Annotated in this window: 24 protein-coding genes and 3 tRNA genes; 7 read left to right on the top strand and 20 right to left on the bottom strand. The window is 66.9% G+C overall.

The window, feature by feature from the left end; genetic code table 11:
- Positions 1-26 precede the first annotated feature (26 nt).
- Positions 27-1,643, bottom strand: coding sequence for a solute symporter family protein (locus AC1DFR_RS03925; protein ID WP_476856473.1), 1,617 nt, complete (start codon positions 1,641-1,643; stop codon positions 27-29).
- On the bottom strand, positions 1,640-2,020 hold the full coding sequence (locus AC1DFR_RS03920; RefSeq protein ID WP_476856474.1) for a DUF485 domain-containing protein: 381 nt from the start codon (positions 2,018-2,020) through the stop codon (positions 1,640-1,642). The genes AC1DFR_RS03925 and AC1DFR_RS03920 overlap by 4 nt, the downstream gene beginning before the upstream one ends.
- A gap of 260 nt (positions 2,021-2,280) precedes the next feature.
- Here AC1DFR_RS03920 and AC1DFR_RS03915 point away from each other — a divergent pair, with 260 nt between their 5' ends.
- From AC1DFR_RS03915 to AC1DFR_RS03900, 4 genes are all read left to right on the top strand, one after another.
- Entirely contained in the window at positions 2,281-3,498 is a 1,218-nt protein-coding gene (locus tag AC1DFR_RS03915; protein ID WP_476856475.1) for a sensor histidine kinase, read from the top strand.
- 41 nt (positions 3,499-3,539) lie between these two features.
- Positions 3,540-4,259, top strand: coding sequence for a LytR/AlgR family response regulator transcription factor (locus AC1DFR_RS03910; RefSeq protein WP_476856476.1), 720 nt, complete (start codon positions 3,540-3,542; stop codon positions 4,257-4,259).
- Positions 4,256-4,678 carry a DUF485 domain-containing protein gene (locus AC1DFR_RS03905; protein WP_476872766.1) on the top strand — a complete coding sequence of 141 codons (423 nt, stop codon included), beginning with the start codon at positions 4,256-4,258 and terminating at the stop codon, positions 4,676-4,678. Before AC1DFR_RS03910 ends, AC1DFR_RS03905 begins: the two co-directional genes overlap by 4 nt.
- Positions 4,679-4,769: 91 nt before the next feature.
- The gene (locus AC1DFR_RS03900; protein WP_476872765.1) at positions 4,770-6,236 is read left to right on the top strand and encodes a sodium/solute symporter; all 1,467 of its coding nucleotides are present in this window, start codon (positions 4,770-4,772) and stop codon (positions 6,234-6,236) included.
- A 123-nt stretch (positions 6,237-6,359) separates the two neighbouring features.
- On the opposite strand, the gene AC1DFR_RS03895 is transcribed toward AC1DFR_RS03900, so the two are convergent.
- The 6 genes from AC1DFR_RS03895 to rpsB all read right to left on the bottom strand — a co-directional run bounded on the left by AC1DFR_RS03895 (position 6,360) and on the right by rpsB (position 11,411).
- Positions 6,360-6,986 (bottom strand): DivIVA domain-containing protein, encoded by a 627-nt coding sequence (locus AC1DFR_RS03895; protein ID WP_051082302.1) that lies wholly within the window; start codon positions 6,984-6,986, stop codon positions 6,360-6,362.
- Positions 6,987-7,017: 31 nt separating this feature from the next.
- On the bottom strand, positions 7,018-7,938 hold the full coding sequence (locus AC1DFR_RS03890; RefSeq protein ID WP_079551459.1) for a phosphatidate cytidylyltransferase: 921 nt from the start codon (positions 7,936-7,938) through the stop codon (positions 7,018-7,020).
- Positions 7,938-8,495 (bottom strand): ribosome recycling factor, encoded by a 558-nt coding sequence (gene frr / locus AC1DFR_RS03885; protein ID WP_018774548.1) that lies wholly within the window; start codon positions 8,493-8,495, stop codon positions 7,938-7,940. The genes AC1DFR_RS03890 and frr overlap by 1 nt, the downstream gene beginning before the upstream one ends.
- Positions 8,496-8,629: 134 nt before the next feature.
- Positions 8,630-9,367 carry a UMP kinase gene (gene pyrH, locus AC1DFR_RS03880; RefSeq protein WP_018774549.1) on the bottom strand — a complete coding sequence of 246 codons (738 nt, stop codon included), beginning with the start codon at positions 9,365-9,367 and terminating at the stop codon, positions 8,630-8,632.
- A 174-nt stretch (positions 9,368-9,541) separates the two neighbouring features.
- Complete coding sequence (gene tsf, locus AC1DFR_RS03875; protein WP_026538253.1) at positions 9,542-10,378, bottom strand: translation elongation factor Ts; 837 nt, start codon at positions 10,376-10,378, stop codon at positions 9,542-9,544.
- Between the two features lie 133 nt (positions 10,379-10,511).
- Entirely contained in the window at positions 10,512-11,411 is a 900-nt protein-coding gene (rpsB, locus tag AC1DFR_RS03870; protein ID WP_476872764.1) for a 30S ribosomal protein S2, read from the bottom strand.
- A 475-nt stretch (positions 11,412-11,886) separates the two neighbouring features.
- Between rpsB and AC1DFR_RS03865 the strand changes: the two genes are divergently transcribed.
- Positions 11,887-12,582, top strand: a complete 696-nt coding sequence (locus AC1DFR_RS03865) for a M23 family metallopeptidase (protein ID WP_476872763.1) — start codon at positions 11,887-11,889, stop codon at positions 12,580-12,582.
- Positions 12,583-12,672: 90 nt separating this feature from the next.
- Here the strand turns inward: AC1DFR_RS03865 and AC1DFR_RS03860 are convergent, their stop codons facing one another.
- From AC1DFR_RS03860 to AC1DFR_RS03835, 6 genes are all read right to left on the bottom strand, one after another.
- On the bottom strand, positions 12,673-13,863 hold the full coding sequence (locus tag AC1DFR_RS03860) for an acyl-CoA dehydrogenase family protein (RefSeq protein ID WP_223914058.1): 1,191 nt from the start codon (positions 13,861-13,863) through the stop codon (positions 12,673-12,675).
- Between the two features lie 211 nt (positions 13,864-14,074).
- Positions 14,075-14,148 (bottom strand) — tRNA-Ile (locus AC1DFR_RS03855).
- 194 nt (positions 14,149-14,342) lie between these two features.
- Entirely contained in the window at positions 14,343-15,539 is a 1,197-nt protein-coding gene (locus tag AC1DFR_RS03850) for a glycosyltransferase (RefSeq protein ID WP_476872762.1), read from the bottom strand.
- A 105-nt stretch (positions 15,540-15,644) separates the two neighbouring features.
- Positions 15,645-16,547: a DMT family transporter gene (locus AC1DFR_RS03845; RefSeq protein ID WP_476872761.1), complete on the bottom strand. Its 903-nt coding sequence runs from the start codon at positions 16,545-16,547 to the stop codon at positions 15,645-15,647.
- Complete coding sequence (locus AC1DFR_RS03840; protein WP_223914061.1) at positions 16,547-17,170, bottom strand: CDP-alcohol phosphatidyltransferase family protein; 624 nt, start codon at positions 17,168-17,170, stop codon at positions 16,547-16,549. The genes AC1DFR_RS03845 and AC1DFR_RS03840 overlap by 1 nt, the downstream gene beginning before the upstream one ends.
- Before the next feature lie 55 nt (positions 17,171-17,225).
- Complete coding sequence (locus tag AC1DFR_RS03835) at positions 17,226-18,104, bottom strand: phage holin family protein (RefSeq protein ID WP_476872760.1); 879 nt, start codon at positions 18,102-18,104, stop codon at positions 17,226-17,228.
- Positions 18,105-18,288: 184 nt separating this feature from the next.
- Between AC1DFR_RS03835 and AC1DFR_RS03830 the strand changes: the two genes are divergently transcribed.
- Together AC1DFR_RS03830 and AC1DFR_RS03825 are read left to right on the top strand one after the other, a co-directional pair.
- Positions 18,289-19,512 (top strand): multidrug effflux MFS transporter, encoded by a 1,224-nt coding sequence (locus AC1DFR_RS03830; RefSeq protein ID WP_476871569.1) that lies wholly within the window; start codon positions 18,289-18,291, stop codon positions 19,510-19,512.
- A 512-nt stretch (positions 19,513-20,024) separates the two neighbouring features.
- Positions 20,025-20,432, top strand: coding sequence for a hypothetical protein (locus AC1DFR_RS03825; protein WP_476849386.1), 408 nt, complete (start codon positions 20,025-20,027; stop codon positions 20,430-20,432).
- A gap of 120 nt (positions 20,433-20,552) precedes the next feature.
- Here AC1DFR_RS03825 and AC1DFR_RS03820 read toward each other — a convergent pair.
- The 6 genes from AC1DFR_RS03820 to AC1DFR_RS03795 all read right to left on the bottom strand — a co-directional run bounded on the left by AC1DFR_RS03820 (position 20,553) and on the right by AC1DFR_RS03795 (position 26,917).
- Positions 20,553-20,625: transfer RNA gene (locus AC1DFR_RS03820), tRNA-Asn, on the bottom strand.
- Positions 20,626-20,760: 135 nt separating this feature from the next.
- Positions 20,761-20,833 (bottom strand) — tRNA-Asn (locus tag AC1DFR_RS03815).
- 53 nt (positions 20,834-20,886) lie between these two features.
- Positions 20,887-22,842 (bottom strand): DNA primase, encoded by a 1,956-nt coding sequence (gene dnaG, locus AC1DFR_RS03810; RefSeq protein WP_476871570.1) that lies wholly within the window; start codon positions 22,840-22,842, stop codon positions 20,887-20,889.
- Positions 22,843-22,894: 52 nt separating this feature from the next.
- Entirely contained in the window at positions 22,895-24,193 is a 1,299-nt protein-coding gene (locus AC1DFR_RS03805) for a deoxyguanosinetriphosphate triphosphohydrolase (protein ID WP_230009400.1), read from the bottom strand.
- Positions 24,177-25,355, bottom strand: coding sequence for a tRNA dihydrouridine synthase DusB (dusB, locus tag AC1DFR_RS03800; RefSeq protein WP_018774562.1), 1,179 nt, complete (start codon positions 25,353-25,355; stop codon positions 24,177-24,179). The genes AC1DFR_RS03805 and dusB overlap by 17 nt, the downstream gene beginning before the upstream one ends.
- A gap of 101 nt (positions 25,356-25,456) precedes the next feature.
- Positions 25,457-26,917: a YibE/F family protein gene (locus AC1DFR_RS03795; RefSeq protein ID WP_476872759.1), complete on the bottom strand. Its 1,461-nt coding sequence runs from the start codon at positions 26,915-26,917 to the stop codon at positions 25,457-25,459.
- Positions 26,918-26,965 lie beyond the last annotated feature (48 nt).

Genomic DNA, 26,965 nt, shown 5'->3' with positions numbered 1-26,965 from the left:
GGAGCCCCTCTGCTGGTGCAGCCTTCCTAGTGGTTGGTAGCCTTTTCGGCGCCCACCCCGGTCAGGGAACGGACCTCCATTTCGGCCTGCTTTGTGGCGTCTTCCTTCCGCTTGTCCAGGACCGTGCCCAGCCAGCCCAGGAAGAACGCGAGCGGGATGGAGACGATGCCCGGGTTGCTCAGCGGGAAGATGGCGAAGTTGGCGCCGGGGATCATCGACGTCTTGGCCCCGGAGACCACCGGGGAGAGCGCAATCAGGATGATGGCCGCGGACAATCCGCCGTACATGCTCCACAGGGCTCCCTGGGTGGTGAACCGGCGCCAGAACAGCGAGTAGAGGATGGTCGGAAGGTTGGCGGAGGCAGCCACGGCGAAGGCGAGCGCCACGAGGAACGCGACATTTTGTCCGTTGGCGAAGATGCCGCCGGCGATGGCCAGCAGCCCGATCACCACCACGGTGCGGCGGGCAACCTTGACCTCGGTGGCGGCGTCGGCCTTCCCCTTGGCGATGACGCTGGCGTAGATGTCGTGGGCGAAGGATGCCGCCGCGGTGATCGTCAGGCCGGCGACGACGGCCAGGATGGTCGCGAAGGCCACCGCCGAGATGAAGCCCAGGAGCAGCGGACCGCCGAGGTGGAAGGCGAGCAGCGGCGCGGCCGAGTTGACGCCGCCCGGGGCTGCCTTGATGGTGTCGGCACCCACCAGCGCAGCTGCGCCGTAGCCCAGGACCAGGGTGAACAGGTAGAAGATGCCGATGAGCCAGATGGACCACACCACCGACTTGCGGGCTTCCTTTGCGGTCGGAACCGTGTAGAAGCGCATCAGCACGTGCGGCAGGGCTGCGGTGCCGAGCACCAGGGCCAGGCCGAGGGACAGGAAGTCGACCTTGGAGGTCTCCGTCTTGCCGTACTGCAGTCCCGGGTTGAGCAGGTTCGGGTTGCCCGAGGTTTCCACCGCGCCGCCCAGCAGGTCGGAGAGGTTGAAGCCGTAGATCGCGAGGACCCAGAAGGTCATGACTGCCGCGCCGGCGATCAGGAGCATGGCCTTGATGATCTGAACCCAGGTGGTGCCCTTCATGCCGCCGATCAGGACGTACATGATCATCAGGGCGCCGACGACGATGATCACCAGGGCTTGTCCGCCCCAGTCGCTGATGCCCAGGAGCAGTGAGATGAGGCTGCCGGCACCGGCCATCTGGGCCAGCAGGTAGAAGAAGCAGACGGCCAGCGTGGAGATGGCTGCCGCGATGCGCACGGGGCGCTGCTTGAGCCGGAAGGAGAGGACATCGGCCATGGTGAACTTGCCGGTGTTGCGGAGCAGCTCGGCGACGAGCAGCAGGGCGACGAGCCAGGCGACGAGGAACCCGATGGAATACATGAAGCCGTCGTAGCCGTTGATGGCGATGGCTCCGGTGATGCCCAGGAAGGACGCTGCGGAGAGGTAGTCGCCGGCGATGGCGGTGCCGTTCTGCGGGCCTGTGAAGGAACGTCCGGCCGCGTAGTAGTCGGCCGCCGTCTTGTTGTTGCGGCTGGCCCTGATCACAATGACCATGGTGATCGCGACGAAGAGGGCGAAGATGCCCATGTTCAGCAGGGTGGTGTCCTTGAGATCCGCAACGTTTACTGAGGGAACCATGAATGTCATTTTGCTGTCCCCCCAACCGGGTTGCCGTGCTTGTCGAATTCGTGCCCCTCGATTTCCTGGCGGATCGCGGAGGCAATGGGGTCCAGCTTGCGGTTCGAATAGCTGACGTACCAGCCGGTGATCGCGAACGTGGAGACAAACTGCAGCAGGCCCAGGATCAGGCCCACGTTGATGTTGCCCCAAAGCTTGATCGACATGAATCCGACCGCGTAGTCGGCCAGCAGGACATAGGCGAAGTACCAGAGCAGAAAGGCAATGGATAGCGGGAAGACAAAGCTGCGGTGACGGGTGCGCAGTTCCTGGAACTGCTCCGTCGACTGGACTTCCTTGAAGTCCACGGCCGCCGCAGCGTCCGTTTCTTGGGCGTCGTGACCCATCGGTTCCTCCTCATTGAGACTGGTGAGTCCACACCGGTTGCCGTGGTCTGCGCGGGACGCACCCTGCAACCCATCCTGCCGATGTGACTGCAATCACTGTGCACCGTGACGTGGGCTACCTACCACAGCCGGGGCAGCCTGCGTCGCTCAGCGGTCCCGGCGCTGCGCCAAACGGCGCCCGATACACCTGTTTCGCGGCCATCGGTGTCCGGGCACGTGCCAGAGCCGTCAGCCCCGGCACCGGCGGTAGGCTGGGCATCATGCCGGACTCTCCCCTGTTCACCGCCGCCGCCGTCGCGGTGATCGCCATGGCGATCACGGTGGTCGTCGCCGTCGGGCTCCAGGTCCTCCGCTCCTTCCGCGACCTCGGCACCGATGCCGAGCGCGCCACTTACACGACGCTCCACGCCGCGTCCCGGGCCGGCCAGTACCTGCGGACCGGCCTGAACCCTGCCGGTGCGGCCAAGGCCAGCCGGCAACTGCGCAGCATCCTGGGCTGCGATGCCCTCGCCATCACCGACACAACCGGCGTGCTCGCGTGGGACGGCGCCGCCGAGGAGCTCAAGCCTGCCCTGATGGGGCTCGCGTCAAAAGTGTTCGACGGCGGCCACCTCGCCGTCATTCCGGCGGGCGAACTCCAGCTCCTGGCCGCTGGCGTCGGCGGCATGACGCTGGCGCCGGAGGTGGAGCGCGCCGTCGTGATCGCCCCGATCAAAACCGGCACGCGTGTGGTGGGTGTGGTGGCCGCCTTCGCGCCGGCCGCCGGGGCGGGACTGGTCCGCGCCACCGGGGAGGTGGCTGACTGGGTGGCCACGCAGGTGGAACTGGCCGAGCTCGACGCCTCCCGCACGCTCCTGATGGAAGCCGAGGTCCGCGCCCTCCGCGCCCAGATCAGTCCGCACTTCATCTACAACTCGCTCAACGCGATCGCATCCTTCATCAACACGGATCCGGTCCGGGCGCGCGAGCTCGTGGTGGAGTTCGCCGATTTCACCCGCTACTCCTTCCGCCGCCACGGCGACTTCACCACCCTGGCCGAGGAACTGCGCTGCATCGACCGCTACCTGCTCCTGGAGCGGGCCCGGTTCGGGGACCGCGTCCAGGTCAGCCTGCGGATCGCTCCCGAGGTGCTCAGCACCGTGATCCCCTTCCTGAGCCTGCAGCCGCTCGTGGAAAACGCGGTCCGGCACGGGCTGGAGGCCAAGGAGGGCCCGGGCCACATCTCCATCACTGCGAATGACTCCGGTGCCTTCGCGGAAGTGACGATCGAGGACGACGGCGTGGGCATGGACCCCGACCAGCTGCGCGCTGTCCTTGCCGGGCACAGCGACGGCGACCACGTCGGGCTGCGCAACGTCGACGCCCGCCTGCGCCAGGTGTACGGCGACGACAACGGCCTCGTGATCGAGACCGCGCCCGGCGAAGGCACCCTGATCACGATGCGCGTCCCCAAGTCCCAGCCCCGGCACGATGCCTGATTCCGGTCGGGCAAGAATGCCTGCGGCAGTACGCTAGAGCCATGATTAACGTCCTCGTCGCCGACGACGAGCTCCCCGCCGTTGAGGAACTGGCCTTCCTGCTCGGCCGGGATGACCGGATCGGCGCCATCCACCGGGCTTCCTCGGGCGCCGAGGCCCTGCGTGCCCTCGAGGCCGAAGACGTCGACGCCGTGTTCCTCGACATCCACATGCCGGCGCTGTCCGGGCTGGACATTGCGCGGGCCATCTCCCGCAGCGCCCGCCCGCCCGCCGTCGTTTTCGTCACTGCCGACGAGGACTGCGCGCTGGAGGCCTTCGAGCTCGCGGCCGTGGACTACCTCCTCAAGCCCGTGCGGGCCGAAAGGCTGGCAAAGTCGATCGGACGCATCAGCGAACTGCTCAAGGATGGTGCCCCTGCACCCGAAATGATCACCGTGGACCTGGGCGGGACCACCAAAATGATCCGTCGCGAGGACGTGACCTACGTCCAGGCGCAGGGTGATTACGCCCGGCTGCACACCGCCGATGCCAGCTACCTCATCAGGGTTCCGCTGGCGGACCTCGAACAGCAGTGGGCCGACGCCGGATTCGTCCGCATCCACCGCTCCTACCTGATCGCGCTGAGCCACGTCAGCCACTTGAAGCTCGCCGCAGCGCGGCCCAGCGTCACCGTGGCTGGAGCTGAACTGCCTATCAGCCGCCGGCACCTGCCTGCTGTCCGGGAAAAGCTCGGCGCAACCCGTATCCGGCCGCAGGCATGACAAGGGTCCGGGTCACGGCGCCGCGCAGCGTCACACCAAACAGCGCCACACCAAACGGCACCGCAGCAAACAGCACCGCAGCAAACAGCGCCGCCCTGAACGGCGGGCGCTCCGCGGCAGCCTCCCGCGAAGCGGAGGAGGAGACCGACGCCGGGCAGTTGTTCGTCCGTTCGCTCATCCGGTCCCAGCTCCGGCTGGGCCTCGTGGTGGCCCTGGGATTCCTGCTGATCATGCTCGCCTTCCCGCTGATGCTGGGGCTGGTCCCCGGCCTGGCGGACTCCACGATTGCCGGCCTTCCCTTCGACTGGGTCCTGCTGGGGGCCGGGATCTATCCCGTGATCGGCCTCAGTGCCTGGCTGTACGTGCGGACCGCGGCCAGGAACGAGGCCCGCTACCGGGACCTCGCCGGCGACAAATGACCGAACAGGTGAGGACCCACGTGAACGGCCCGGCGGGCGGCCACGTACGGGGCCCGGTGGGCGGCCACCCACGCGGCCGGGTGAACGGCCGGTGAACCCCGTCGTCGGCGTCGCGGCGTTCGCCGCCGTCTCCCTCGCCACGGCTGTGATTGGTTTCTACGGGTTACGGATCTCGCGCACCACCGGGGACTTCTACGTGGCGTCCCGGACGGTCAAGCCGTGGTGGAACGCCTCAGCAATCGGCGGGGAGTACCTCTCGGCTGCGAGCTTCCTGGGGGTCGCCGGGCTCATCCTGCTCTCCGGTACCGACGCCCTGTGGTATCCGGTGGGGTACACGGCCGGATACCTGATGCTGCTCTTGTTCGTCGCCGCTCCCCTGCGCCGCTCGGGCGCCTACACGATCCCTGACTTCACCGAGGCGCGCCTCGATTCGCGTGCCGTCCGCCGCGTCACAAGCCTGGTGGTGGTCCTGGTCGGCTGGCTCTACATCGTCCCGCAACTCCACGGCGCCGCCCTGGCCATCCGGATCACCACCGGGCTGCCGGCGTGGGTGGGCCCGGTGGCGGTGGTCGCCGTCGTCTGCATCACCGTGGTGGCGGGCGGGATGCGCTCCATCACGTTTGTCCAGGCGTTCCAGTACTGGCTGAAACTGACGGCGGTGGCGGTGCCCATCGTGTTCATGCTGCTGGTGCTGGGCGGCAACAGCTCCCCGGCGGAGGCAGCCCCCGCGGTGAATCCGACGGCGCTGGCACCCTCAGGCCCCTATCAGGTCATTTCGCTGCTCGTGGCCCTGCTCTTCGGAACCCTCGGCCTGCCGCACGTGCTGGTCCGGTTCTACACAAATCCGGACGGACAGTCGGCCCGCCGCACCACCCTGATTGTCTTGGGCCTGCTCTCGGTCTTCTATCTGTTCCCCACGGCCTACGGCATGATCGGCCGGGCCTACGCCCCCGACCTCGCCCAAAGCGGGCCGGCCGATGCCCTGGTGCTGCTGCTGCCTGGCCGCCTGGTGGGCGGGGCGGCCGGCGACCTGCTCTCTGCGCTGGTGGTGGCGGGGGCGTTTGGGGCGTTCCTGTCGACGACGTCGGGCCTGGTGGTCTCTCTGGCCGGCGTTATCAGCCAGGACGTGTTCGGCGGCAGCGTGCGGGGCTTCCGGCTGGCAGCGCTGATCTCGGCGCTGGTGCCTCTGGGAATCGCGTCGATGACCGAGTCGCTGGCACTGGCCGGCAGCGTGGGGCTCGTGTTTGCCTTTACCGCGTCCACGATCTGCCCTGTCCTGCTGCTGGGCATTTGGTGGCGGGGACTGACGGACGCCGGGGCAATCGCGGGCATGGCGACCGGCGGCGTGCTCTGCGGCAGCGCGATGGTGGCCGGTTCGGTGCTGGGGGCGGCAGAGACGCCGTCGTGGCTGGCGCAACCGGCCGCGTGGACGGTACCGGCCGCGTTCGCCGTCACGATCCTGGTGTCGCGGGCCACGCGGGGCCGGGTGCCGCGGACAATGACACGGCTGATGACCCGGCTGCACACCCCGGAACGGCCGCTCGCGACGGAACGGTGACCCTGGCGTGCTGACCCGGGCGGGGCTCCGGCAACGCTGAACCTGCGGTCGCGATCCGGCGTCGGTGACCCGGGCGGGTGGTTGGCCGGTGGGGCTCCTGGCGGGGCTCCGGGCGGGGCGTGACTAGTCGATGGCCGCCATGAGCTCGACGGCGCGCTCCAGGAATGCGTCGACCTGGCTTTCCTCGTAGCCCTCCCGGCCCACGGCGGGACGGAACACGGCGCGCCGGACGTTGTCCACGCTCAGCGGCTGGTCCTCCTCGAGGTAGCCGATCAGCTCGTGGCAGAGGTCGTCGACGTCGGTGGTGTTGTAGCTGCGGGCCTTGGGCTTGGACGGGCGCCGGAAGCGCTGGCCGTCCGGGCGGTGCAGGCGCCCGCGCAGGACGCCCGCGAGCCGGCCGATTTCGCGCAGCCAGGCATCCTCGCCGCGTTCGGCAACGAGCTCATCGCGCTCGCGCCTGGCGAGGGCGTCTTCGAGCCGGTCCAGCGCGGCGTCCACGCCGGCGGCGGCGTAGCCGCCCTTCACGGGATCGAAGGACACGGCGCGGACGTCCGAGCTCTTGATGGCGCGGGAGGCCGAGGACGGAGCTTCGAATGACACCCGTGCGCGCTGCAGGAAATCGTCGACCTGCCTGGCGTTGTAGCCATACTGGTTCCGCTGCACGCGGTCAAAAGACGCAGGAATCTGCCGTTGAATGTCCACTGTTACTTTGTTCCTTTGATGCCGTTCGGCTGGTTTGCTCGGCACCATTCTAGGCGCCGGAAGTGCTGGTCCGGTGCTTCTAGGCGGCGGTGAGGGCCGAGAACAGGATGAACGCCACCGGCGAGGCGAAGACAATCGAGTCCAGCCGGTCCATGACGCCTCCGTGTCCGGGGAGGATGCTGCTCATGTCCTTGATGCCGAGCTCGCGCTTGACCATGGATTCGGCGAGGTCGCCGGCGGTGGCGGCTGCCACCATGCCCACGGCGAGCACGACGCCGAACCACCACGGTTCGCCCAGCACGAAGATCATGGCGAGCACGCCCACGACGACGGCCCCGGCGATCGAGCCGGCGAAGCCTTCCCAGGTCTTCTTGGGGCTGATCTTGGGGGCCATCGGATGCTTGCCCAGGGAGGCGCCCACGAGGTAACCGAAGGTGTCGTTGGCCACCACCAAAAGCAGCAGGGTCGCGATTTCCCACGCACCCGCCGGAATCACCCCGTCAGGCCACAGGCCTACCGGCGTCTCGCCGTCGGCGGTGTGCAGCAGCAGCGCCGCAAAGCTGATCAGGAACGGCACCCAGGACAGGGTGAAGACCCCTGCGAAAATGCTCCGCGCCGAACCGGCGGCGCCCTCCAGGGTCCGCCACAACAGCACCGCCACGCTGCTGACGAGCATGGCGAAGAGCAGGCTTTCGAGGCCGCCGAAGTAGGCGGCGATCGGCATGGCGACCGTGCCGACCATCACCGGCACGATCGGCAGGCGGGTGCCTGCGGCCTCCAGCGCACGGAAGATCTCCCAGACGCCGAAGATCGCAAAGGTGGCGGTCACCAGGACGAAGCCCAGCGGGAGGAACAGCAGGCCGCCGAGGACGCATACCAGCATGCCTACGCCCACCACCGTGGCGGCGGGCAGGTTCCGGCCCGCTTTGGGCGTTGGGTTCTCGCGCTGCTTCCCCCGCCTCCGGGCGCGCGGCCCGGAGGCCTCCTGTGCCTGATTCATCAGACCTCGAGCAGCTCAGCTTCCTTGCGCTTGAGCAGCTCGTCGATCCCGTCCACGTGTGCCTTGGTCATGGCGTCGAGTTCCTTCTCACCGCGCGCGCCTTCGTCTTCGCCGGCGTCGCCGTCCTTGACGAGCTTGTCCAGCGTTTCCTTCGCTTTACGGCGGATGTTGCGGATGGACACCTTCGCGTCCTCACCCTTGGACTTGACGATCTTGACGTATTCCTTGCGCCGTTCGGACGTCAGCTCGGGAATGGTGATCCGGATGACGTTGCCGTCGTTGGACGGGTTGGCGCCGACCTCGGAGTCGCTGAGGGCACGTTCGATGTCGCGCAGGGCCGTCTTGTCGTACGGGGTGACGAGGATGGTGCGGGCATCCGGGACCGCGAAGGAGGCCAGCTGCTGCAGCGGCGTCGGCGTGCCGTAGTACTCGACGATGACCTTGTTGTACAGGCCAGGCGTCGCGCGGCCGGTCCGGATCGAGGCGAAGTCTTCCTTGGCTACCTCAACTGCCTTGTCCATCTTGTCCCCGGCTTCGAGCAAGGTTTCTTCGATCACGGTCTCTCCTCAGAAATTGGTGCGTCCCGGGGGCCGGGGCGCGGCACGTCTTCTTTGTGCGCCTGCCGTATTCCGCCGGGCGCTTTTGTCTTCCGCCTGGCGGCGGAAAGGTCCTGAAAACATCCTAGCCGTTGCTAGGGGGTGACGACGGTGCCCAGGTCTTCGCCCCGGATGGCGCGGGTGACGTTGCCCTCGCCTTCCATGCCGAAGACCACCATTGTGAGGTTGTTGTCCTTGCACATGGTCATCGCGGTCTGGTCCATCACGCGGATGTCGCGGCGGAGCGCGTCGTCGTAGCTGAGGCGGTGCAGTTTCTCCGCCGTCGGGTCCTTCTTCGGGTCGGCGGTGTAGACGCCGTCGACCCCGCTCTTGGCCATCAGAACGACGTCGGCGTGGACCTCCATGGCGCGCTGGGCGGCCACGGTGTCCGTGGAGAAGTACGGCAGGCCGGCGCCGGCGCCGAAGATGACAACCCGGCCCTTTTCCATGTGGCGGATGGCGCGGCGGGGGATGTAGGCCTCGGCAACCTGGCCCATGGTGATGGCGCTCTGCACGCGCGTTTCCACCCCGGCCTGCTCAAGGAAGTCCTGGAGCGCGAGGCAGTTCATGACGGTTCCGAGCATGCCCATGTAGTCGGCGCGGGAGCGGTCCATGCCGCTCTGGGACAGTTCGGCTCCGCGGAAGAAGTTGCCTCCGCCGACGACGATTGCGACCTCCACGTCGGGAACTGCTGCGGCGATCTGCTTGGCCACGCCGCGGACGGTATCCGGGTCGACGCCCAGTTTTCCACCGCCGAAGACCTCGCCGGAGAGCTTCAAGAGGACGCGGCGCCTGTTCTTCTTTGGCTGGGCTGAAGTGGTGACGGTTTCCATGGTGCCTTCCCGTTGGTGAACTCTGAGTTAGGTTATCGTGCTGGGCGCCCAAGGCGGCATTCCGGCCGTGACCGGAAACGGTGCCTTACGGGTGCATGCAAAAGGGGTGGCCACCGTGGTGACCACCCCCTTAGCGTGTCTGGCTAGTGCCTGACTGGTGTCTGGCCAGTCTGACTAGGAACCGACGCGGAAGCGCGTGAAGGCAGTTGCCTTGACGCCGGCTTCTTCGAGGACCTGTGCGACAGACTTCTTGGCATCCTTGGCGAATGCCTGGTCAACGAGGACCTCGCCCTTGTAGAAGCCGGTAACGCGGCCTTCGACGATCTTGGTCATCGCGGCTTCGGGCTTGCCCTCGGCCTTGGCCGTTTCCTCGGCGATGCGGCGCTCGGACTCGACGAGCTCGGCCGGAACGTCCTCACGGGTGAGGTAGTTCGGAGCCATGGCGGCGACGTGAACGGCGACGTCGTGGGCTGCGGTGGCAGCCGCTTCGCCTTCGCCGTCAACAGCGAACAGCACGCCGACCTGGGCCGGGAGGTCCTTGGAGGTCTTGTGCAGGTAAGCGTCGACCGTGGCGCCCTCGATGCGGGAGATGCGGCGGACAACGACCTTCTCGCCCAGAACGGCGCCCTCTTCGATGACGACCTCGGACAGCGGCTTGCCGTCGACCTCGGTGGCGAGCAGGGTCTCGAGGTCGGCAGCGCCGGACTCGACGGCCACAGCCAGGACCTTGTCGGCCAGCTGGATGAACTTGTCAGCCTTCGCGACGAAGTCGGTCTCGCAGTTGACTTCGATCATCACGCCGACGCCGTTGGCGACCTTGGCGGCAACCAGGCCTTCGGCGGTGGAGCGGCCTTCGCGCTTGGTGGCGCCCTTCAGGCCCTTGATGCGGATGATTTCGATGGCCTTCTCGGCGTCACCGTTGGCTTCGTCAAGAGCCTTCTTGACATCCATCATGCCGGCGCCAGTGCGCTCGCGCAGAGCCTTGATATCAGCGGCAGTGTAGTTCGCCATGTGAACCCCTCTGTCTAGAAATTTATGTGGTGTACGGACCGACAGGACGGCTGCTCACCCAGTGAGCGGCCATCCTGTCGGTACCCCCTATGCAGCTGAGCGCATGTGGGGAGATCCAGATTTACTTGTCTGACTACTTGGCTTCGTCGGCGGCCGGTGCTTCTTCAGCAGCGGGCGCTTCCTCAGCAGCCGGAGCAGCTTCGGCGGCCGGTGCTTCGTCAGCAGCCGGTGCAGCCTCAGCGGCGGGCGCTGCGGCAGCTTCAGCCTTGTTGCCTTCGAGGAGCTCGCGCTCCCACTCGGCCAGCGGCTCTTCCGGAGCTTCCGTGGTGCCGGTGGCGCGCTGGTTACGGGCGATGAGGCCCTCAGCAACGGCGTCGGCGACAACGCGGGTCAGCAGGTTGACGGAGCGGATGGCGTCGTCGTTACCCGGGATCGGGAAGTCGACTTCGTCGGGATCGCAGTTGGTGTCCAGGATGGCCACAACCGGGATGTTCAGTTTCTTGGCCTCGTCGACAGCAAGGTGTTCCTTCTTGGTGTCAACGATCCACAGCGCGGACGGCGCCTTGGTCAGGTTGCGGATACCACCGAGGTTGGTTTCCAGCTTGGTGAGTTCGCGGCGAAGGAGCAGCAGTTCCTTCTTGGTGTAAGCCGAACCGGCGACGTCGTCGAAGTCGATCTCTTCGAGTTCCTTCATGCGCTGGATGCGCTTGGAGACCGTCTGGAAGTTGGTCAGCATACCGCCGAGCCAACGCTGGTTGACGTAGGGCTGGCCAACGCGGGTGGCCTGCTCGGCGATGGACTCCTGCGCCTGCTTCTTGGTGCCGACGAAGAGAACGGTGCCGCCGTGTGCAACGGTGGCCTTCACGAACTCGTAGGCACGGTCGATGTAGGACAGCGACTGCTGCAGGTCAATGATGTAGATACCGTTGCGCTCCGTGAAGATGAAGCGCTTCATCTTCGGGTTCCAACGGCGGGTCTGGTGTCCAAAGTGGACGCCGCTGTCAAGCAGCTGGCGCATAGTTACGACGGGCATGCCGACGCTCCTTCCGGCAGGTCATTCATGAGAGAGCCCATGGCCCTCTTACCCTGCCAATAGTTGACGGTTGTTTAGCATTCGCCCGGGGCGGGCGTTGCTCCTGGCATCCACTGCGCTTCCCATCCGCGCCATATGGACATGCCATGTGGAACGGACCGCAGGAGGCGCAGTCCTCCGCATCGGAAGTTTCAGGCTTCTTTTGAGGAGGGCTGGATACGCGTAGTCAGCTGCTGCTCCCCCGCACCCCTGAATGAGGCGTGCCGGCTTCGGCAATCACGAATATCGCGACTTACAAGCGTGAGGGCACAGCAAACTGCTCCACCAAGTGTACTACAGCGGCCCCGCCCAGGAGGACGGTTTTGCCGCGGCAGCGGTGCGGGGTTCGGGGGCTTTGGCGGGGGCCGGGGGCACCTTATCCACATAGCCATGGCGGGAGATTCCGCCCGGGGTGCTGCCTTGACAGGCTGGGGCCATGAAGCTCCCACTTGGCCTGCGGGCCCTGCTCCTGGCGGCACAGCTCCTGGCGGCATTGTTCCTGGCCACGTTCCTGGCACTTCCCCCCATCACCGCCGACGCCGATGTCTCCGCCGCTGCCCATGCCTCCGCCGCCGACGCCGACGCTACAGACGCCGGCTACGCCGCCGCCCGCTCCGGCCCCACAGATGCCGGCTACTCCGCCATTGCCGCCCGGGCTGCGATTTCCTCCGGCCGGGGCTCCCCGAGGGCGGGGCCGGTCCCTGCGTCTGCCTGGACCTGGCCGCTGAGCCCGCGGCCGGCGGTGCTCCGCGCCTTCGATCCCCCGGCCAAGCCGTGGCTCAGCGGTCACCGCGGCGTCGATCTTGAGGCGGCCTTCGATGGCGCCCCGCTCAAGTCGCCCGCCGCCGGGACGGTGAGCTTTGTCGGGACGGTGGTGGACCGGCCGGTCATCACGATCGATCACGGCAACGGGCTGCGCAGCAGTTTCGAGCCGGTGGCGAGTTCACTGAGGGCGGGGTCCGCCGTGGCGGAGGGCGATGTCCTGGGGCAGGTGCAGACCGGCCACTGCGGCCCGGCCCCGCCCTGCCTCCACTGGGGCGTCCGCCGCGGCGAAGACTACGTCAACCCGCTGGCTTTCGTGATGGACCTTCGGCCGTCGGTTCTGCTCCCGCCCCTGAGTCCGGGTCCGTGATGCAGCATTTGGCGCCGTCTTTGATGCGCGGATCGTCCATTGACGCCCGCGGGCAGCCGCGGCGACCGTTTGGCGCCCGTTTGGCGCCCGTCAGACGATCGCTGAAATGCCCGTGATAGCCCGGCCGGTGACGAGGGTGTTGATTTCGTGCGTGCCCTCATAGGAGTAGATGGCTTCGGCGTCCGCAAAGACTTTGGCCATCTCGAAGTCCGTCACGATCCCGTTCCCGCCGAGGATACTCCGGCCCAGGGCCACGCTTTCGCGCATCCGCGCGGTGGTGAAGGCCTTGGCCAGCGCGGACTGCTCGTCCTTCGCCTCCCCCGCGTCCTCCAGCTGGGAAAGCCTCACCATCATGCCCATGGAGCTGACCGCATTGCCGAGGATCTGCACGAGCTGGTGCTGGATCAGCTGGAAGGAGGCAATCGGACGGCCGAACTGGCTGCGTTCCACGGCGTAGCGCCGGGCGACGTCGAAGGCCGCGAGCTGCTGGCCCACGGCTTGCCAGGCCACGGCCAGGCGGGTGACTTTCAGGACCTTGTTGGTGTCGCGGAAGCTGTTGGCGTTGGCGAGCTTGAAGAACTCCGGCACCACAACGTTGTCGAGCGTGATGTCAGCGTTCTGCACCGTGCGCAGCGAGATCTTGTTCTCGATTTTCACGGCACTGTATCCCTCGGTCTTGGTGTCCACGAGGAACCCTTTGACCTGGTTGTCGTCGACATCGCGGGCGTAGATGACCACCCAGTCGGAGAAAGTCGCGTTGCCGATCCAGCGCTTGGCTCCATTGAGGATCCAGTTATCGCCGTCGCGCCGTGCCGTGGTGCGCGTACCGCCGGCGACGTCGGAGCCGCCCAGGGGCTCGGTGAGGCCGAAGGCGCCGATCTTCTTGAGCGAGTAGATCTCGGGAAGCCACGCGTCCTGCTGCTCCTGGGAGGCAAGGGCTTCGATGGAGCCCGTGAAGAGCCCGTCGTGGACGCCCATGAACGTCGCGATCGACGTGTCGGCGCGGGTGGCCTCCGCGTGCAGGATGCCTGCGAAGAGGTTCGAGTAGCCCTGCCTCCGGACGGGGCTGACCAGGTCGATTTCGGCGAGCTTCGGGATCAACTCCATGGGGAACTCCGCGCGATTCCAGCAATCGACGGCGATCGGCCGGACTTCGCGGGTGAGGAACTCGCGGACTTCGGCCAGCCTGTCCTGCTCCTTGGCGCTGAGCAGCTGCTCGAACGCAAAGAAATCGCCATCGGCGTAGGGCAGGTTGTGGATGTCGATGGCAGCTTTGGACATGGTGTTCCTTCACTCGATCAGCGGGGACCAAAAGGGCGCGGGCTTCGCGCCGGCAATATGTTACTGATCAGTAACTTATCTCAGTATCGGGACGCCTGCAAGTGCCGGCCCAACGAAGCCCGACAAAAAGGGAGCCGCGGCCGACGTCGGACGTCAGCCACGGCTCGCGTGGTTGCGGACCCGGATGAGGAGGCCGCCGCAGAAATGAAAGTAGGGCTACTCGGACTTGAACCGAGGACCTTAGGATTATGAGTCCCGCGCTCTAACCAGCTGAGCTATAGCCCCCTGCGCCCGGAGCCAGACCTGGCCCGCGGGGGCCGGATTGGTTCCGGGCAAAAATACTCTAGCAATAGTAGACGCATCACACGTGCATGCCGCCACCGGCAGGCGGCCTGCCGGTGCTGACCCGGGTGCTCTTGGACTGGACGCCGAGGAACCTGCAGCGTTCGGAGGGGCTGCAGTTCTGCCAGGCGGTGTGCCTAGAGGACCAGGTCGTCGTAGCTCGCGCCCCGGTAGATGTCCTCAAACGTCTGCAGCGTGCGCGCGATACCGTGGCTTTCCACCATTTCGCGGCTGGTCTTGCCCATCGCATCACGCTCGTGGTCGGGCAGCGAGAACACGCGCGTCAGCTTGGCCGCGAGGTCATCGCTGTCGTTGGGGATAAAGAGATAGCCATTTTCCCCGTCGCGGACCAGGTGCGGCAGCGCCATGGCGTCGGCCAGCAGGACTGGCGTGGACGCCGACATCGCCTCCAGGGTCACGAGGGACTGAAGTTCTGCCGTGCCGGGCATGCAGAACACATCGGCCGTGATGTAGGCCGTGCGAAGTTCGGCGTCACTGGCCAGGCCGAGGAACCTGACCCTGTCCTTCAGTCCGAGCCGGGCGACCTGCGCCTCCAGGGCAGGGCGGACTTCTCCGCCGCCGACGATTTCGAGGTGGATGTCCAGTTCTTTGGGCGTCTTGGCGACGGCATCGATCAGGACGTCCACGTGCTTCTCCTCCGCCAGCCGGCCGGCGAAGAGGACCGTGGGGCTGGCGTGGCGTTCCACCGTTTCGTCGGGATGCAGCTCGTAGGCTGCGGCGTCGATGCCGTTGGAAAGGGGCAGGACCTGGCGGAGGAAGGCGTGCTGGTGCATGGCTTTGGCGGCAAGCGGCGTGGGTGTGGTCACGACGTCGGCTTGGCCCATGACCTTGCCCATGTCCCGCCAGGAGATCCGGCCCACAATGTCTTTGAACCACTGCGGGAACGGCAGGAAGGGGTTCAGGTTTTCGGGCATGAAGTGGTTCGTCGCCACCACCCGGATGCCGCGCTTCACGGCCTCGTACAGGACGTGCTCGCCGATCATGTAGTGGCTCTGGATGTGCACCACGTCCGGCTGAATGCGGTCGAACAACAGCCCTATTTCCTTCTTGATCTCCCAGGGGAAGGTGACCCGGAAGTACTCGTGCGTGGGCACCGAGTGGGAGCGCAGGCGGTGGACGGTAGCCTCGTCGCTGAACTCGCTGTAGCTCGGGCCCTTGCCCGGGCGGCACGCCAGGACGTGGACATCGTGACCCCGGGCTGTCATGCCCTTGGCGAGGCGGTAGCCGAACTGGGCGGCGCCGTTGACGTGGGGCGGGTACGTGTCAGCGGCAATCAGGATGGTCAGCGGTGGCTGGTTGTCGGACGTGGTCACGTGAGGAGCTCCTGGTGGTCGCTGTGCGGACAGCTGGATCAATGGCGGCCGGCTGGCAGTCGGCACAGGCGCGCCGGGCCTGCAGCCGAAGTCTGGACTGACGCCCTAGGACCTGCCCGCTGCCTTCCGCGCGTCCTTCTTGCGCTTGGTGACTTCCGGGTGGTGCCTGGAGAGGGCTATGACTCCCACGATAGCAAGCAATGCGGCCGTCCCCATGGCAATAGCGGTCACGGGTTGGACATCCGGACGCAGTTCTCCCAGAATCACGATGCCAATCGCGATGCCCACGATGGGGTCGATCACCGTCAATCCGGCGATCACGAGGTCAGGCGGTCCGCTGGAGTAGGCGTTTTGGACAAACCACGATCCCAGAGCGCCTGCAGCAATAATCGCAACGACGCTGTACCACGGCACATTCAGCAGGAACTGCCCATTTGGATCGAGCAGGTGCCTGCCAATGATGCGGGTCAGCACAGCAACGAAGCCGAACAGGACGCCGGCGCCGAGGATGTAGACGAAGGCGCTCATGCGGTGCCTGAACAGGACCGCGAGCGTGCCAAAGGCCGCGACCGCAATGGCCAGGAGCAGCACGATTGTCAGCTCGTCCTCGCTGCTGACGTTGTGATTCTCCTGCGTGACGGTGACGGCCAGCAGCACGAACAGCGCTGAGCCGGTCACGCAGAGCGAGATGGCCACGACGGTTGCCCGGTTCATGCTCAGGCCCTGGTCCTTGGTGTTGACCACGGTGGTGATGACCAGGGCGATCGCTCCGATCGGCTGCACCACCGTCAAGGGCGCCATGACGAGGGCGATCGCGTTCATTCCCATCCCGGCGCACAGCAGAAGGAACCCGAATACCCAGCGCGGGTTACGCACGAGCCGCAGCAGGCCGTGGGTGCTCAGCGCCAGGCCGCCGGTATCGGCCTTGACCGCACTGCCCTGGCGCTGTGCCCCAAACGCCAGGCAGAAGGCGCCGAGGACCGCAAGCAAAACCGCAACCCAGACCATCAGCGGGAGCCGCCGTCGTTGGCGCGAAGCTGCCTGCCCTTGCCGATGATGGCCCAAACGTAGTTGTAGGCCGCGATCCAGTGCCCCACGAGCCCCAATCCCAGGAAGATCCACGCGACCGTGGCATAGACGTCCGCGGCGGGCACCGGAAGCTTGGAGAGCACCAGCAGCGGCGTGCCCACCAGCAGCAGGCCCGTCCGGATCTTTCCGATGCGGCTCACCGGCAGATCCGGGTGGCCGTGGAAATAGAACACTGACAGAGCCAGCAGGACCGCGTCCGGGACCAGCAGCGCGGCGAGATACCACCACTCGACGACGCCTGCGATCACGAGGGTCACGGCGACGGCGATCAGGGAAAGCCTGTCCGCGATCGGGTCCATGACCCGTCCGAGGTTGGACATCTGATTGAAGCGGCGGGCGATGTAGCCGTCAACCCAGTCGGTACTGGCCATGACCGCGAGCACGACGGCACCGTAGCCGTACTTGTGCTCCGAGAGGACCAGCCAGATGAATAACGGAACACCAAGGAAGCGCACCACGGTCAGGACATTGGGAACCGTGAAGACCGCGTCGCGGTGGACGAGGGGCTGCCCGGGGCGGGCGCCGGCGCCGATGAACTTCATCGATTCCCCCTTTCCGTGGACGGCAACGGTTTGGCGTTTAGGTTCAGGGATCTGTCTAGCCCTTTATCAGCCTGCGTACCAGGACCGCGAGGGCGGCTCCAGAGGCGGCGAGCACAGCCAGGGGCTTCCAGCGCCGCTTGATCGTGTCGGCCAGGCCCTGGCCGTCAGCGGATGTGGCCGACCCCGCCGAGGATCGGGCTGAGGCGCGGAAGCCTGCGATCTTGTCGCTGAGCTGCTCCTTGCCGTCCTGGAGCCGGACCTGGGCGGCCGACAGAAGGGTTTGGGCCTGGGTCTTGACATCGAGTTCGCGGCCGAGGTCGTCGCGGACGCCGGTAAGGTGCGTGCGCCGCAGGTCCAGCCGGCGTCGGAGTTCAGCCTCTGTGGGCGGCGGCCCGAAGTCGGGCTTGGCGGCAGCCTTTGCTTCCTTTTCCGCCGTCGCCTTGGCGGCGGCGGCTTCCTTGGCGGCCTTCGCTGCTTTGTACTGCTCGGTGCTCGGGTCCAGGATCCTGGCGTCGAAGGCGGAGCCTTCCTTGGCGATGCCGAGATCGTACTTGAGCCCACGGATCGTGTTCTCGGGGACCAACGGCATGAGCTTCTTGAACTTGTTCTGCCCGATGAGCGCCCCGATCGCGGCGATAATCAGGCAGACGGCAGAGACCAACAAGGCGGCGAGCCACGCGGGCATGATGGTGGCCAGTCCCATGATCGCTGCAACGAAGAGTCCGATCACCAGGAGTCCAACGAAGACCAAGGCGACGGCGAAGAAGGCGCCGGCGACGCCGAGCTGTGCCCCCTTGCGCTTGATTTCGGCCTTGGCCAGAGCAATCTCGTCATTGAGCTGCCGGGGCGCCAGCTTGAAGATCATCTTCAGGGTTTGCGGCAGCGCGGAAATCCGCAACCCGCTGCCTGTGCCGCCGCTGTGACGTCCGCTCATCGGTCCCGCCTAACTGGTGCCATCCGTCGATCCGCTCGCGCGGGCTTGCCGGGTCTGGACAGCTTCGCACAGACCCCGGTGTCAAAACTATCATTTAGGCTCTTGGGAGGCCTTTTCGGGCAAGGTGTGGCGCGCCCGCCCAGCCACCGGCCGGCCACCCCGGCGGGCCCTAGGATGGACCACTGTGAGCACACCCCACAATCCCGGTGATTCCCTGAGCCGCCGTCGTAAATTCCTCTACATCCTGACGCTCGGCGCTTTGACCGCCCTCGGGCCGTTCACGGTCGACCTCTACTTGCCCGCATTCCCGGCCCTGGAAGACAGCCTTGGCGTCTCCGCGGCCGCGGTGCAGCTGACGCTCACGGGGACGACCATCGGTTTCGCGCTGGGACAGCTGGTCGTGGGCCCGCTGAGCGACAAGTTCGGCCGGCGACTGCCCCTGATCGTGGCGACAGCGGTCCACATCGCGGCGTCCCTGGGCGCAGCGCAGTCCACGGACATCGCCACGCTGGGTTTTTTCCGCGTCCTCATGGGTGTCGGGGCTGCAGGGGGCGGCGTGGTGGCCATGGCCATGGTCCGTGACCTGTTCAGCGGCTACGCGATGGTGCGGATGTTCGCGAGGATGGCTCTGGTCAACGGGCTGGCGCCGATCCTCGCCCCGGTCATCGGCTCCCAGCTGCTGTTGCTGATGCCCTGGCCCGGCATCTTCTTGTTCCTGGCCGCCTACGGGACCTGCGTCATCATCGCGGCCCTCTTCGTGATCCGGGAGACCCTGCCGCCGGAACAGCGCGGCAAAACCGGGATGACCATGGGCCAGCGTTACAAGGTGCTGTTCTCCGACCGGATCTTCGTAGGCCTGCTGCTGGTGGGCGGGATGAACTTCGCGGGCCTCTTCACGTACCTCTCCGCCTCGCCTTTCCTGTTCCAGAATGTCTACGGGTTCACGCCCCAGCAGTACGGCCTGCTCTTTGGTGTCAACTCGCTGGGCATCGTGGCAGGCGTGCAGACCAGTGCGCGGCTCATCAAGCGCGTCCCGCCGCAGTGGATCCTGGCTTGTTCCACGGCCTGGATGTTCGTCATGGCCGTCCTGATTGTCGTCTTCGACCAGCTGGGGTTCGGGCTGTGGGGCGTCCTGGTGCCGCTGTGGTTCTACATCCTGGGCGCCGGTTTCACCTTCCCCACCGTGCAGGTCCTGGCCCTGGCCAAACACGGAGCGCAGGCCGGAACCGCGGCTTCACTTCTCGGCGCGGCGACCTTCTTGATGGCGGGCCTGGTCTCGCCGGTGGTCGGCTGGCTCGGCGTCAGCTCCGCAACCCCGATGGGCGCCGTCCAGGCCGTCTGCATCCTTCTGGCGGCCGCTGCACTGTGGCTGGTTGTTCGGCCCAGCACGGTGCCACCGATCCAGTAGCCGGGCCCTCCCCGGGGGGGACATGCCCATTCATCGCGACCTCCCCCACGGGACATGCCCATTCTTCACGGCCTCCCCCGCGGGACATGCCCATTCTTCACGGCCTCCCCCACGGGACATGCCCATTCTTGGCGCCCGGGGCTGGACATATTGGCACTATGTCCATCCGCCAGGACCACCACTGGACATGTCCCCAAGGGCATCCCGCCAGCACTGAGCATGTCCCCCGGACAGCCCAGTTCAGCGGGCACCGTTGCCCGGCCCTGTGCCTGTGGCGCTGCCCAGCCACACCTTGCACCCCTGCACCCCTGCACCAGTAAACCTGCACGCCCGCGCATCCCTGCGACCCTGCAGCTCTTGCCCTCTGGCCCGTCGCTCCGCCAACATGGCCTGCACTCTGGCCTCTGCCCTATGGCCCCGCCCAGCCGCCCACGCAGCCCTGGCCGTGGCCTGCAGCCCTTGCGCCCCGTCGCGCCCTGTTCGACGTCCGCGCCGGGCGATAAAGTTATTTCATGCCCGACAGGCAGGATCACCAGCCCCTTCCGGCCACTTGGCAGCGGTGCGACGCCGGAATCCTGCCCCTGTGGTGGGATCGCTTGTGCGCTCAGACCAGTCCGCAGTCGGCCGCCCTGTTCGCCGCCGGCCTGTTCACCGAAGACCGCCGCCGCCCAATCGCCCAGTGGTACAACCCCGCATATGACTCCGCCCTCCTCGTGGCACCGGAATCTTCCCCGGAATGGCCGGTGCAACGGTTCGGCATCTTTTATGCGCCCCCGGGCGGCGGATTCACCCAGGTGCACTCGGCGCCGCATGAATGGCACCCGCGGGAACCTCGGAAGTCCCCCACGGAGCTGGAGGCCTTCCAGGCAGCGGTCGCCGAGGCCCAGCGCTTCCTTCAGGTGGAAATGTACTTCGTCTGAGCCCCTGAACTGCCCGCCAGTGCGTTCCCCGGCGGAAAGTCCTGGCCATTGACGGGGCAACAAAAAGAGGAAATAAAAAAGGTCCCGCGGCTGGTTTTCACCGGCCGCGGGACCTGTCCGCTCCTCCTGCTGGACTTGAACCAGCAACCCTTCGATTAACAGTCGAATGCTCTGCCAATTGAGCTAAGGAGGAATGAAGCAGGTACGACATTAGCAAAGGTTTTGCCGGTAGGGAAATCGGCCACGGGGCCAGCGCCTGCCAGTCGCGAAATACCCCCTCCGGGTATAAAAAAGTCCCCGTTCCGGAACCCGGAACGGGGACTGCGCGCTCCTCCTGCTGGACTTGAACCAGCAACCCTTCGATTAACAGTCGAATGCTCTGCCAATTGAGCTAAGGAGGAATGAAGCGGGTATAAGCCTAGCAAACACCAGCCCGGGAAACGAAATCGGCGGCTCAGGCGTCCGAGCGCAGGGACCGCCGCTGCATCTCAAGTTGCATGAGTTCGCGATTCAGCCGCTGGAATTCCTCGGGGTCGGCCGAGGCGTCCAGACGCTGCAGCTGGCCCATCTTCTCGGCCTTGACGCGGGTGATCTGGAGCTCGAACAAGCGGGCGAGGATGTCCTTGCAGTAGCGCAGGACGCCTTCGGGGGTGTTGGCCGGCAGGGGCACCACGGAGAGCTCGGACACGAGCGGGCGCAGGGGCTCAGGGACCTCCTGCAGCAGCTGCTCGACCCAGCGCACCGGATCCCCCGAAAACCCGAGTCCGGTGGCCCGGATGGCCTCGTGGATGGCGAGATAGGCGGGTGTGGAGAACCGCGCCTCCGAGAAGCGCTGCCAAGTCTCGCCCTCGAGCATGCCGGGTTCCTGCAGCGCGACCTCGAGCGCCTGGCGCTCCATCGCGGCCACGGGGTCCCGGGGATCAGGGCGGTTGAAGGACGGGAGTACGGCCGACGGCGGCAAGGGGGCAACGCCGGGCGCGGTCCCGGCAAAGCCGCGGCCGGACCCTGCATACCCCTGCCCGCCCCCTTGCCCGTGACTCTGGGCCTGGCCGCCGCCCGGCGGAGCCGATGCAGCCTGTGCGGCGCGTTTGGTCGCCGCGCCGACGGCCCTGCTGACCTCCTCGACCGGCATCCCCAGCCAGCCGGCGAGCTCCCGGGCATAGGCTGGACGGATTCCGGCGTCGCGAATCTGCGCCACCACGGGCGCGGATTCACGCAGGGCAGCGATCCGGCCCTCGACCGTGTCCAGATTGTGCCGCTTCAGGGTGGCCCGGATGGCGAACTCAAACAGCGGGCGGCGGCTACCGATCAAATCCCGGACGGCGGAGTCGCCCTTGGACTGGCGCAGTTCGCAGGGGTCCGCGCCGTTGGGTTCGACCGCCACGAAGGTTTGTGCGACAAACCGCTGGTCCTCTTCGAAGGCGCGCAGGGCCGCCTTCTGCCCGGCGGCGTCGCCGTCGAACGTAAAGATGACCTCTCCCCCGCTGCCGTCGTCGGAGAGCAACCGGCGGGCGATCTTGATGTGCTCGGTGCCGAAGGCGGTCCCGCACGTGGCTACCGCCGTCGGAATGCCGGCCAGGTGGCAGGCCATGACGTCGGTGTAGCCTTCCACGACCACGAGCTGGCGGTCTTTGGCGATGTTGCGCTTGGCGAGGTCGATTCCGTAAAGGACCTGGGACTTCTTGTAGAGCGCGGTTTCGGGGGTGTTCAGGTACTTCGGGCCCTGATCGTCCTCGTAGAGCTTGCGGGCACCGAAGCCGATGGTGTCGCCGGCGATGTCCCGGATGGGCCAGATCAGCCGGCCGCGGAAACGGTCATAGATCCCCCGGCCGCCTTCAGAGAACATGCCGGTCAGCTTGAGTTCCGGGTCCGTGTAGCCGCGGCCGCGGAGGTGCTTGAGGAGCGAGTCCCAGCCCTGCGGCGCGTAGCCCACGCCGAACTGTTCGGCCGCCGCACGGTCGAAGCCGCGCCCGTAGAGGAAGTTGCGGCCCTCAGCGGCGCCGGGGGTGAGCAGCTGGGCACGGAAGAACTCGTCGGCCACCTTGTGCGCGTCCAGCAGCCGCTGGCGCCGGCCGATGTCCTCCCGGTTGGGCCCGGAGCCGCCGTCCTCGTAGTGGAGCTCGAAGCCGATCCGGTGGGCCAGCTTCTCCACGGCCTCGTGGAAGGAGATGTGGTCCAGCTTTTGGACGAAGGAGATGACGTCGCCGTCCTCGCCGCAGCCAAAGCAGTGGTACCGGCCAACCTGGGGTCGAACGGTGAAAGATGGAGAACGCTCGTCGTGGAAGGGGCACAGACCCTTGTAGGACCCGAGCCCGGCTCCCTTGAGCGTCACGTAACCGTCGACGACTTCCTTGATGTCGGTGCGCTGGCGTACTTCATCGATGTCTTCGCGTTTGATCAGGCCGGCCACATTGCCATCCTAGTCCCCGGGTACGACGCCGACGGGCCGGCCATGGGGGCCCTCACCACAGCGACGGCAGGCTGCCCACGAGACGCTCGTACATGGCCAGCGCCGAGCCGTCCGTCAACGACGCGACCTGGTCGATGACGACACGCAGCCGCGCGGCGTCGTCGCCCGCGTCGAGCCAGTCGGCGGCGAACATCGGTTCCAGATGGCGGTCCCCCGTGGCGCTGAGCGCGGTGACGAGGGCATGCAGGACCTCACGCTGACGCTCGTAGATGGGCTGCCGGTGTTCGGTGGTCATCACGAAGGTGGTGGCCAGGCCCTTCATGACCGCGATTTCCATCACGGTTTCATCCGGAACGATCAGCTCCGCGTTGTAGCGGGTCAGGTTTTCCGGACCGTAGACCGTGCGGGTGGCCTCCAGCGCGCTCTGGCAGAAGCGGCCGATGAGCTGGCTGGTCATGTCCTTGAGCGCCGCCATGGCTTTGCGGCTGCCGTCGGCCTCGCGCACCCAGACATCCGTGGCCTCCAGCCGGGCCAGGGCGGCGTCGATCGCGGCGGGATCGTTGTGCGGCAGGTACCACTGCTTGGCGTAGCCGACGACGCGGGCGCGGTGGTCCGGGTTGTCCATCCAGCGCAGCTGGAAATGCCCTGCCACGATCGCGTCCTCGACGTCGTGCACCGAGTAGGAGATATCGTCCGCCAGGTCCATGACCTGCGCTTCGAGGCAGGACCGGCGTTCCGGGGCGCCGTCGCGGATCCAGTCGAAGATGGGGAGGTCGTCCTCGTAGGCACCGAACTTGCTGGTCCGCTCCCCGTGGATGACCGGGGCGTTTACCGCGGACCACGGGTATTTGGCGGCGGCATCGAGACTGGCCCGGGTCAGGTTCAAGCCGGCCGGCCGGCCGTCGGCGGCGAGGACCTTTGGCTCCAGCCGGGTCAGCAGCCGCAGCGTCTGGGCGTTGCCTTCGAAGCCGCCGATCCCGTGCGCCACCTCGTTGAGGGCGGCTTCGCCATTGTGGCCGAAAGGCGGGTGGCCGAGGTCGTGGCTGAGGCATGCGGTGTCCACGACGTCGGGGTCACAGCCCAGCGCACGGCCCAGTTCGCGGCCCACCTGGGCAACTTCGAGGCTGTGCGTGAGCCGGGTCCGGACGAAGTCGTCGGTATCCGGGGCCACCACCTGGGTCTTCGCGCCGAGCCGGCGCAGCGCCGAGGAGTGCAGGACCCTTGCACGGTCACGCTCGAAGTCCGAGCGGTAGGTGCTCTTGGGCGGCTCCTCGACCCAGCGGGCCCAGTCGCGGGAGGTATACCCGTCCAGGACGGGCGCGGTGGTCCGGGTCTCAGCCACCGGAGACATCCAGTTCGGCGAAGGAAATATCGCGGGTCTGGGCGTCATCCAGCGTCCGGTTCAGCAGCCAGTCCTTTGGCAGGGCCGGTTTTTTGGGCGAACCAGCGCGGCCGCGCGGACCCTCGGCGTCGCCTCCGGGATACGGCGAGTCGAGGTCCAGCTGGTCCAGGGTGCCGCGCAGCACCTCCAGGCTGGTGACGAGCGCCAGCTTGGTCCGCAGTTCGCTGCCGACCACGTAGCCCTTGAAGTACCAGGCAATGTGCTTGCGGATTTCGCGCAGGGCTTTGCCCTCGTCCCCGAACGTTTCGACCATGAGCTCAGCGTGCCGGTACACGCTCTCGGCAACCTGGCGCAGGTCCGGCCGGTGCCGCTGGTCGCTGCCTTCGAACGCGGCCATGAGGTCGCCGAACAACCAGGGCCTGCCCTGGCAGCCACGGCCGACGACGACGCCGTCCACACCCGTTTCGCGGACCATCCGGACCGCGTCCTCCGCGGACCAGATATCTCCGTTGCCGAGAACGGGAATGTCCGGCAGGGCTTCGCGCAGCCGGGCGATGGCGGACCAGTCGGCCTGGCCGGAATAGAACTGGGCGGCCGTGCGGCCATGAAGGGCGACGGCTGCGACGCCGGAATCGCGGGCAATCCGGCCAGCATCGAGGTAGGTCAGGTGGTCCTCGTCGATGCCCTTGCGCATCTTGATGGTCAACGGGACATTGCCCTTGGAGGCTTCCTTCACCGCGGTCTGGACGATGGAGGTGAAGAGGTCGATCTTCCACGGCAAGGCCGATCCGCCGCCGCGCCGGGTGACCTTGGGCACGGGGCAGCCGAAGTTGAGGTCGATGTGGTCCGCCCGGTCCTCCTCCACCAGCATCCGGACGGCCTGGCCGACGGTGACGGGGTCCACGCCGTACAGCTGGACGGAACGGACTTTTTCGTCGTCGTCGTGCGAAATGATGCGCAGCGACTCCGGCGTGCGCTCGACGAGGGCGCGCGAGGTGACCATCTCCGCCACGTACAGGCCGCCGCCGTATTCACGGCACAGTCTGCGGAAGGCGGAGTTGGTGATGCCCGCCATGGGAGCCAGGATCACGGGGGTGTCCACCGTGATCGGGCCCAGCTTCAGGGGCGGGAGTTCCAGCTTGGGGGCGGGAGGGGTTGCTACAACAGTCACCCGACCATTGTCTCAAAGACGGGCAAATCGGCCCGGTCCCGCTCCGGCTATGTGGAAATCTTCCCGATCTGGCGGCGTTCGGGGTGCCTGCAGATTCCTCGTCAGCCCCGCAGTGCGGCCCGCCGCCCGCGGCGCGTGGCAGCACCGGCGCCGTCGGACCCGCCCGGGTCGGACCCGCCCCAATCCGGGGCGGCCCCATCCGGCGCGATCCGGTCCGACGCGGGCCCTACCGGCCTGCCCCGATCCGACGGAGTCCGTTCCGACGCGGGCCCTGCCACCGCACCACCCCTGATGCCGGTGGCCTTGACCACCAGCACGGCGATGAGGGTGGTGACCGGCACGGCCAGGACGAGGCCCACGGAGCCGACGAGGGTGCGGATGACTTCCTCGGAGAGTTCGGCGCTGGTCAGGGCGTCCCCGAGCGGCCGCTCGTAGAGCATGACCAGGATCAGCACCGGCAGGGCCGCGCCGGCGTAGGCAAACGCGATGGTGTAGACGGTGGAGGCGATGTGGTCCCGGCCGATCCGCATGGCGGACGTGAAGAGCTGCCGGGCGCTGGTTTCGGGGGCGAGTTCCCACAGTTCCCAGACGGCCGAGGACTGCGTGATGGTGACGTCGTTGAGCACGCCCAGCCCGGAAATGATCAGTCCGCACAGGATGATGCCGGAGATTGAGATGTTGTCCGAGATGTTGGTCAGGGTGGCAGCGTCGTGGCTGCCCACACCGGCGAGGTTGGCGGCGTCGGTGGCCCAGGCCGCCAGCAGCGCCGTAATAGCGAGGCCGAACATCGTCCCGAGCAGCGCCGTCGACGTGCGGGCGGAGAAGCCGTGGGCGAAGTAGAGCACCCCGATCATGATCACCGTGGATCCCACGAGAGCCAGCAGCAGCGGCGGCTTGCCCTCGACCAGCCCGGGCAGCATGAACGAGACAAGCACAACGTACGCGCCGACAAGCCCGATCAGGGCCCGCAGTCCGCGCCAGCGCGCCACGGCGATCACCACGACGGCGTAGAGCACGGCCAGGAAGATGATGGGCAGGGTCCGGACAAAGTCGACGAAGACATAGGCCGGCGCGCCCTGGCCCTCGGCGTCCTGCACCTTCGAGAGGTTCAGGTAGCGGATCCCGTCCCCGGGCTTCACGCCGTGGGACTTCGCGACGTCAGGGTTGATGACCACTTTCACCGGGTTGCCGCCCTTGTCCGGCTCAGTGTAGGCGAACGTGCATTGAGAGCCCTCGTTCGGCGGCTGCGGCGCGGCGCCGGAACCGGAGGTGCCCTGCTGGGCGGCGTCACCGCCGGCCTGGATATCCGAACAGCTGCCGACGACGACCCGCTGGATCTTGCCGGTGTCAAACGTCACCCCCGGGGCCGCCGCGTACGGGCTGGCCAGCGTGATGCCTTCCTTGCTTCCCGACGGCCACATGAAGGCCATGGCCGCCAGGGTCAGCAGCGTCAGCGGGATCAGGATGGCAGCCAGGATCCAGTTGGCCTTCTTCCGCGCAGCCAACATTTGAGGCGTCGGCTCCGGATGTTCGTTGTGGGAGTGCGAGTGTCCGGCGCCCATCAGCAGTTCAACCTCATGCCGAAAACTTTACGGCGTGGGCGGTTCCGC

This window comes from Arthrobacter sp. 05T410 (assembly GCF_056396505.1).
The sequence above is the reverse complement of the archived record's forward strand: the minus strand, read 5'-3'. Positions and strand labels throughout refer to the sequence as shown.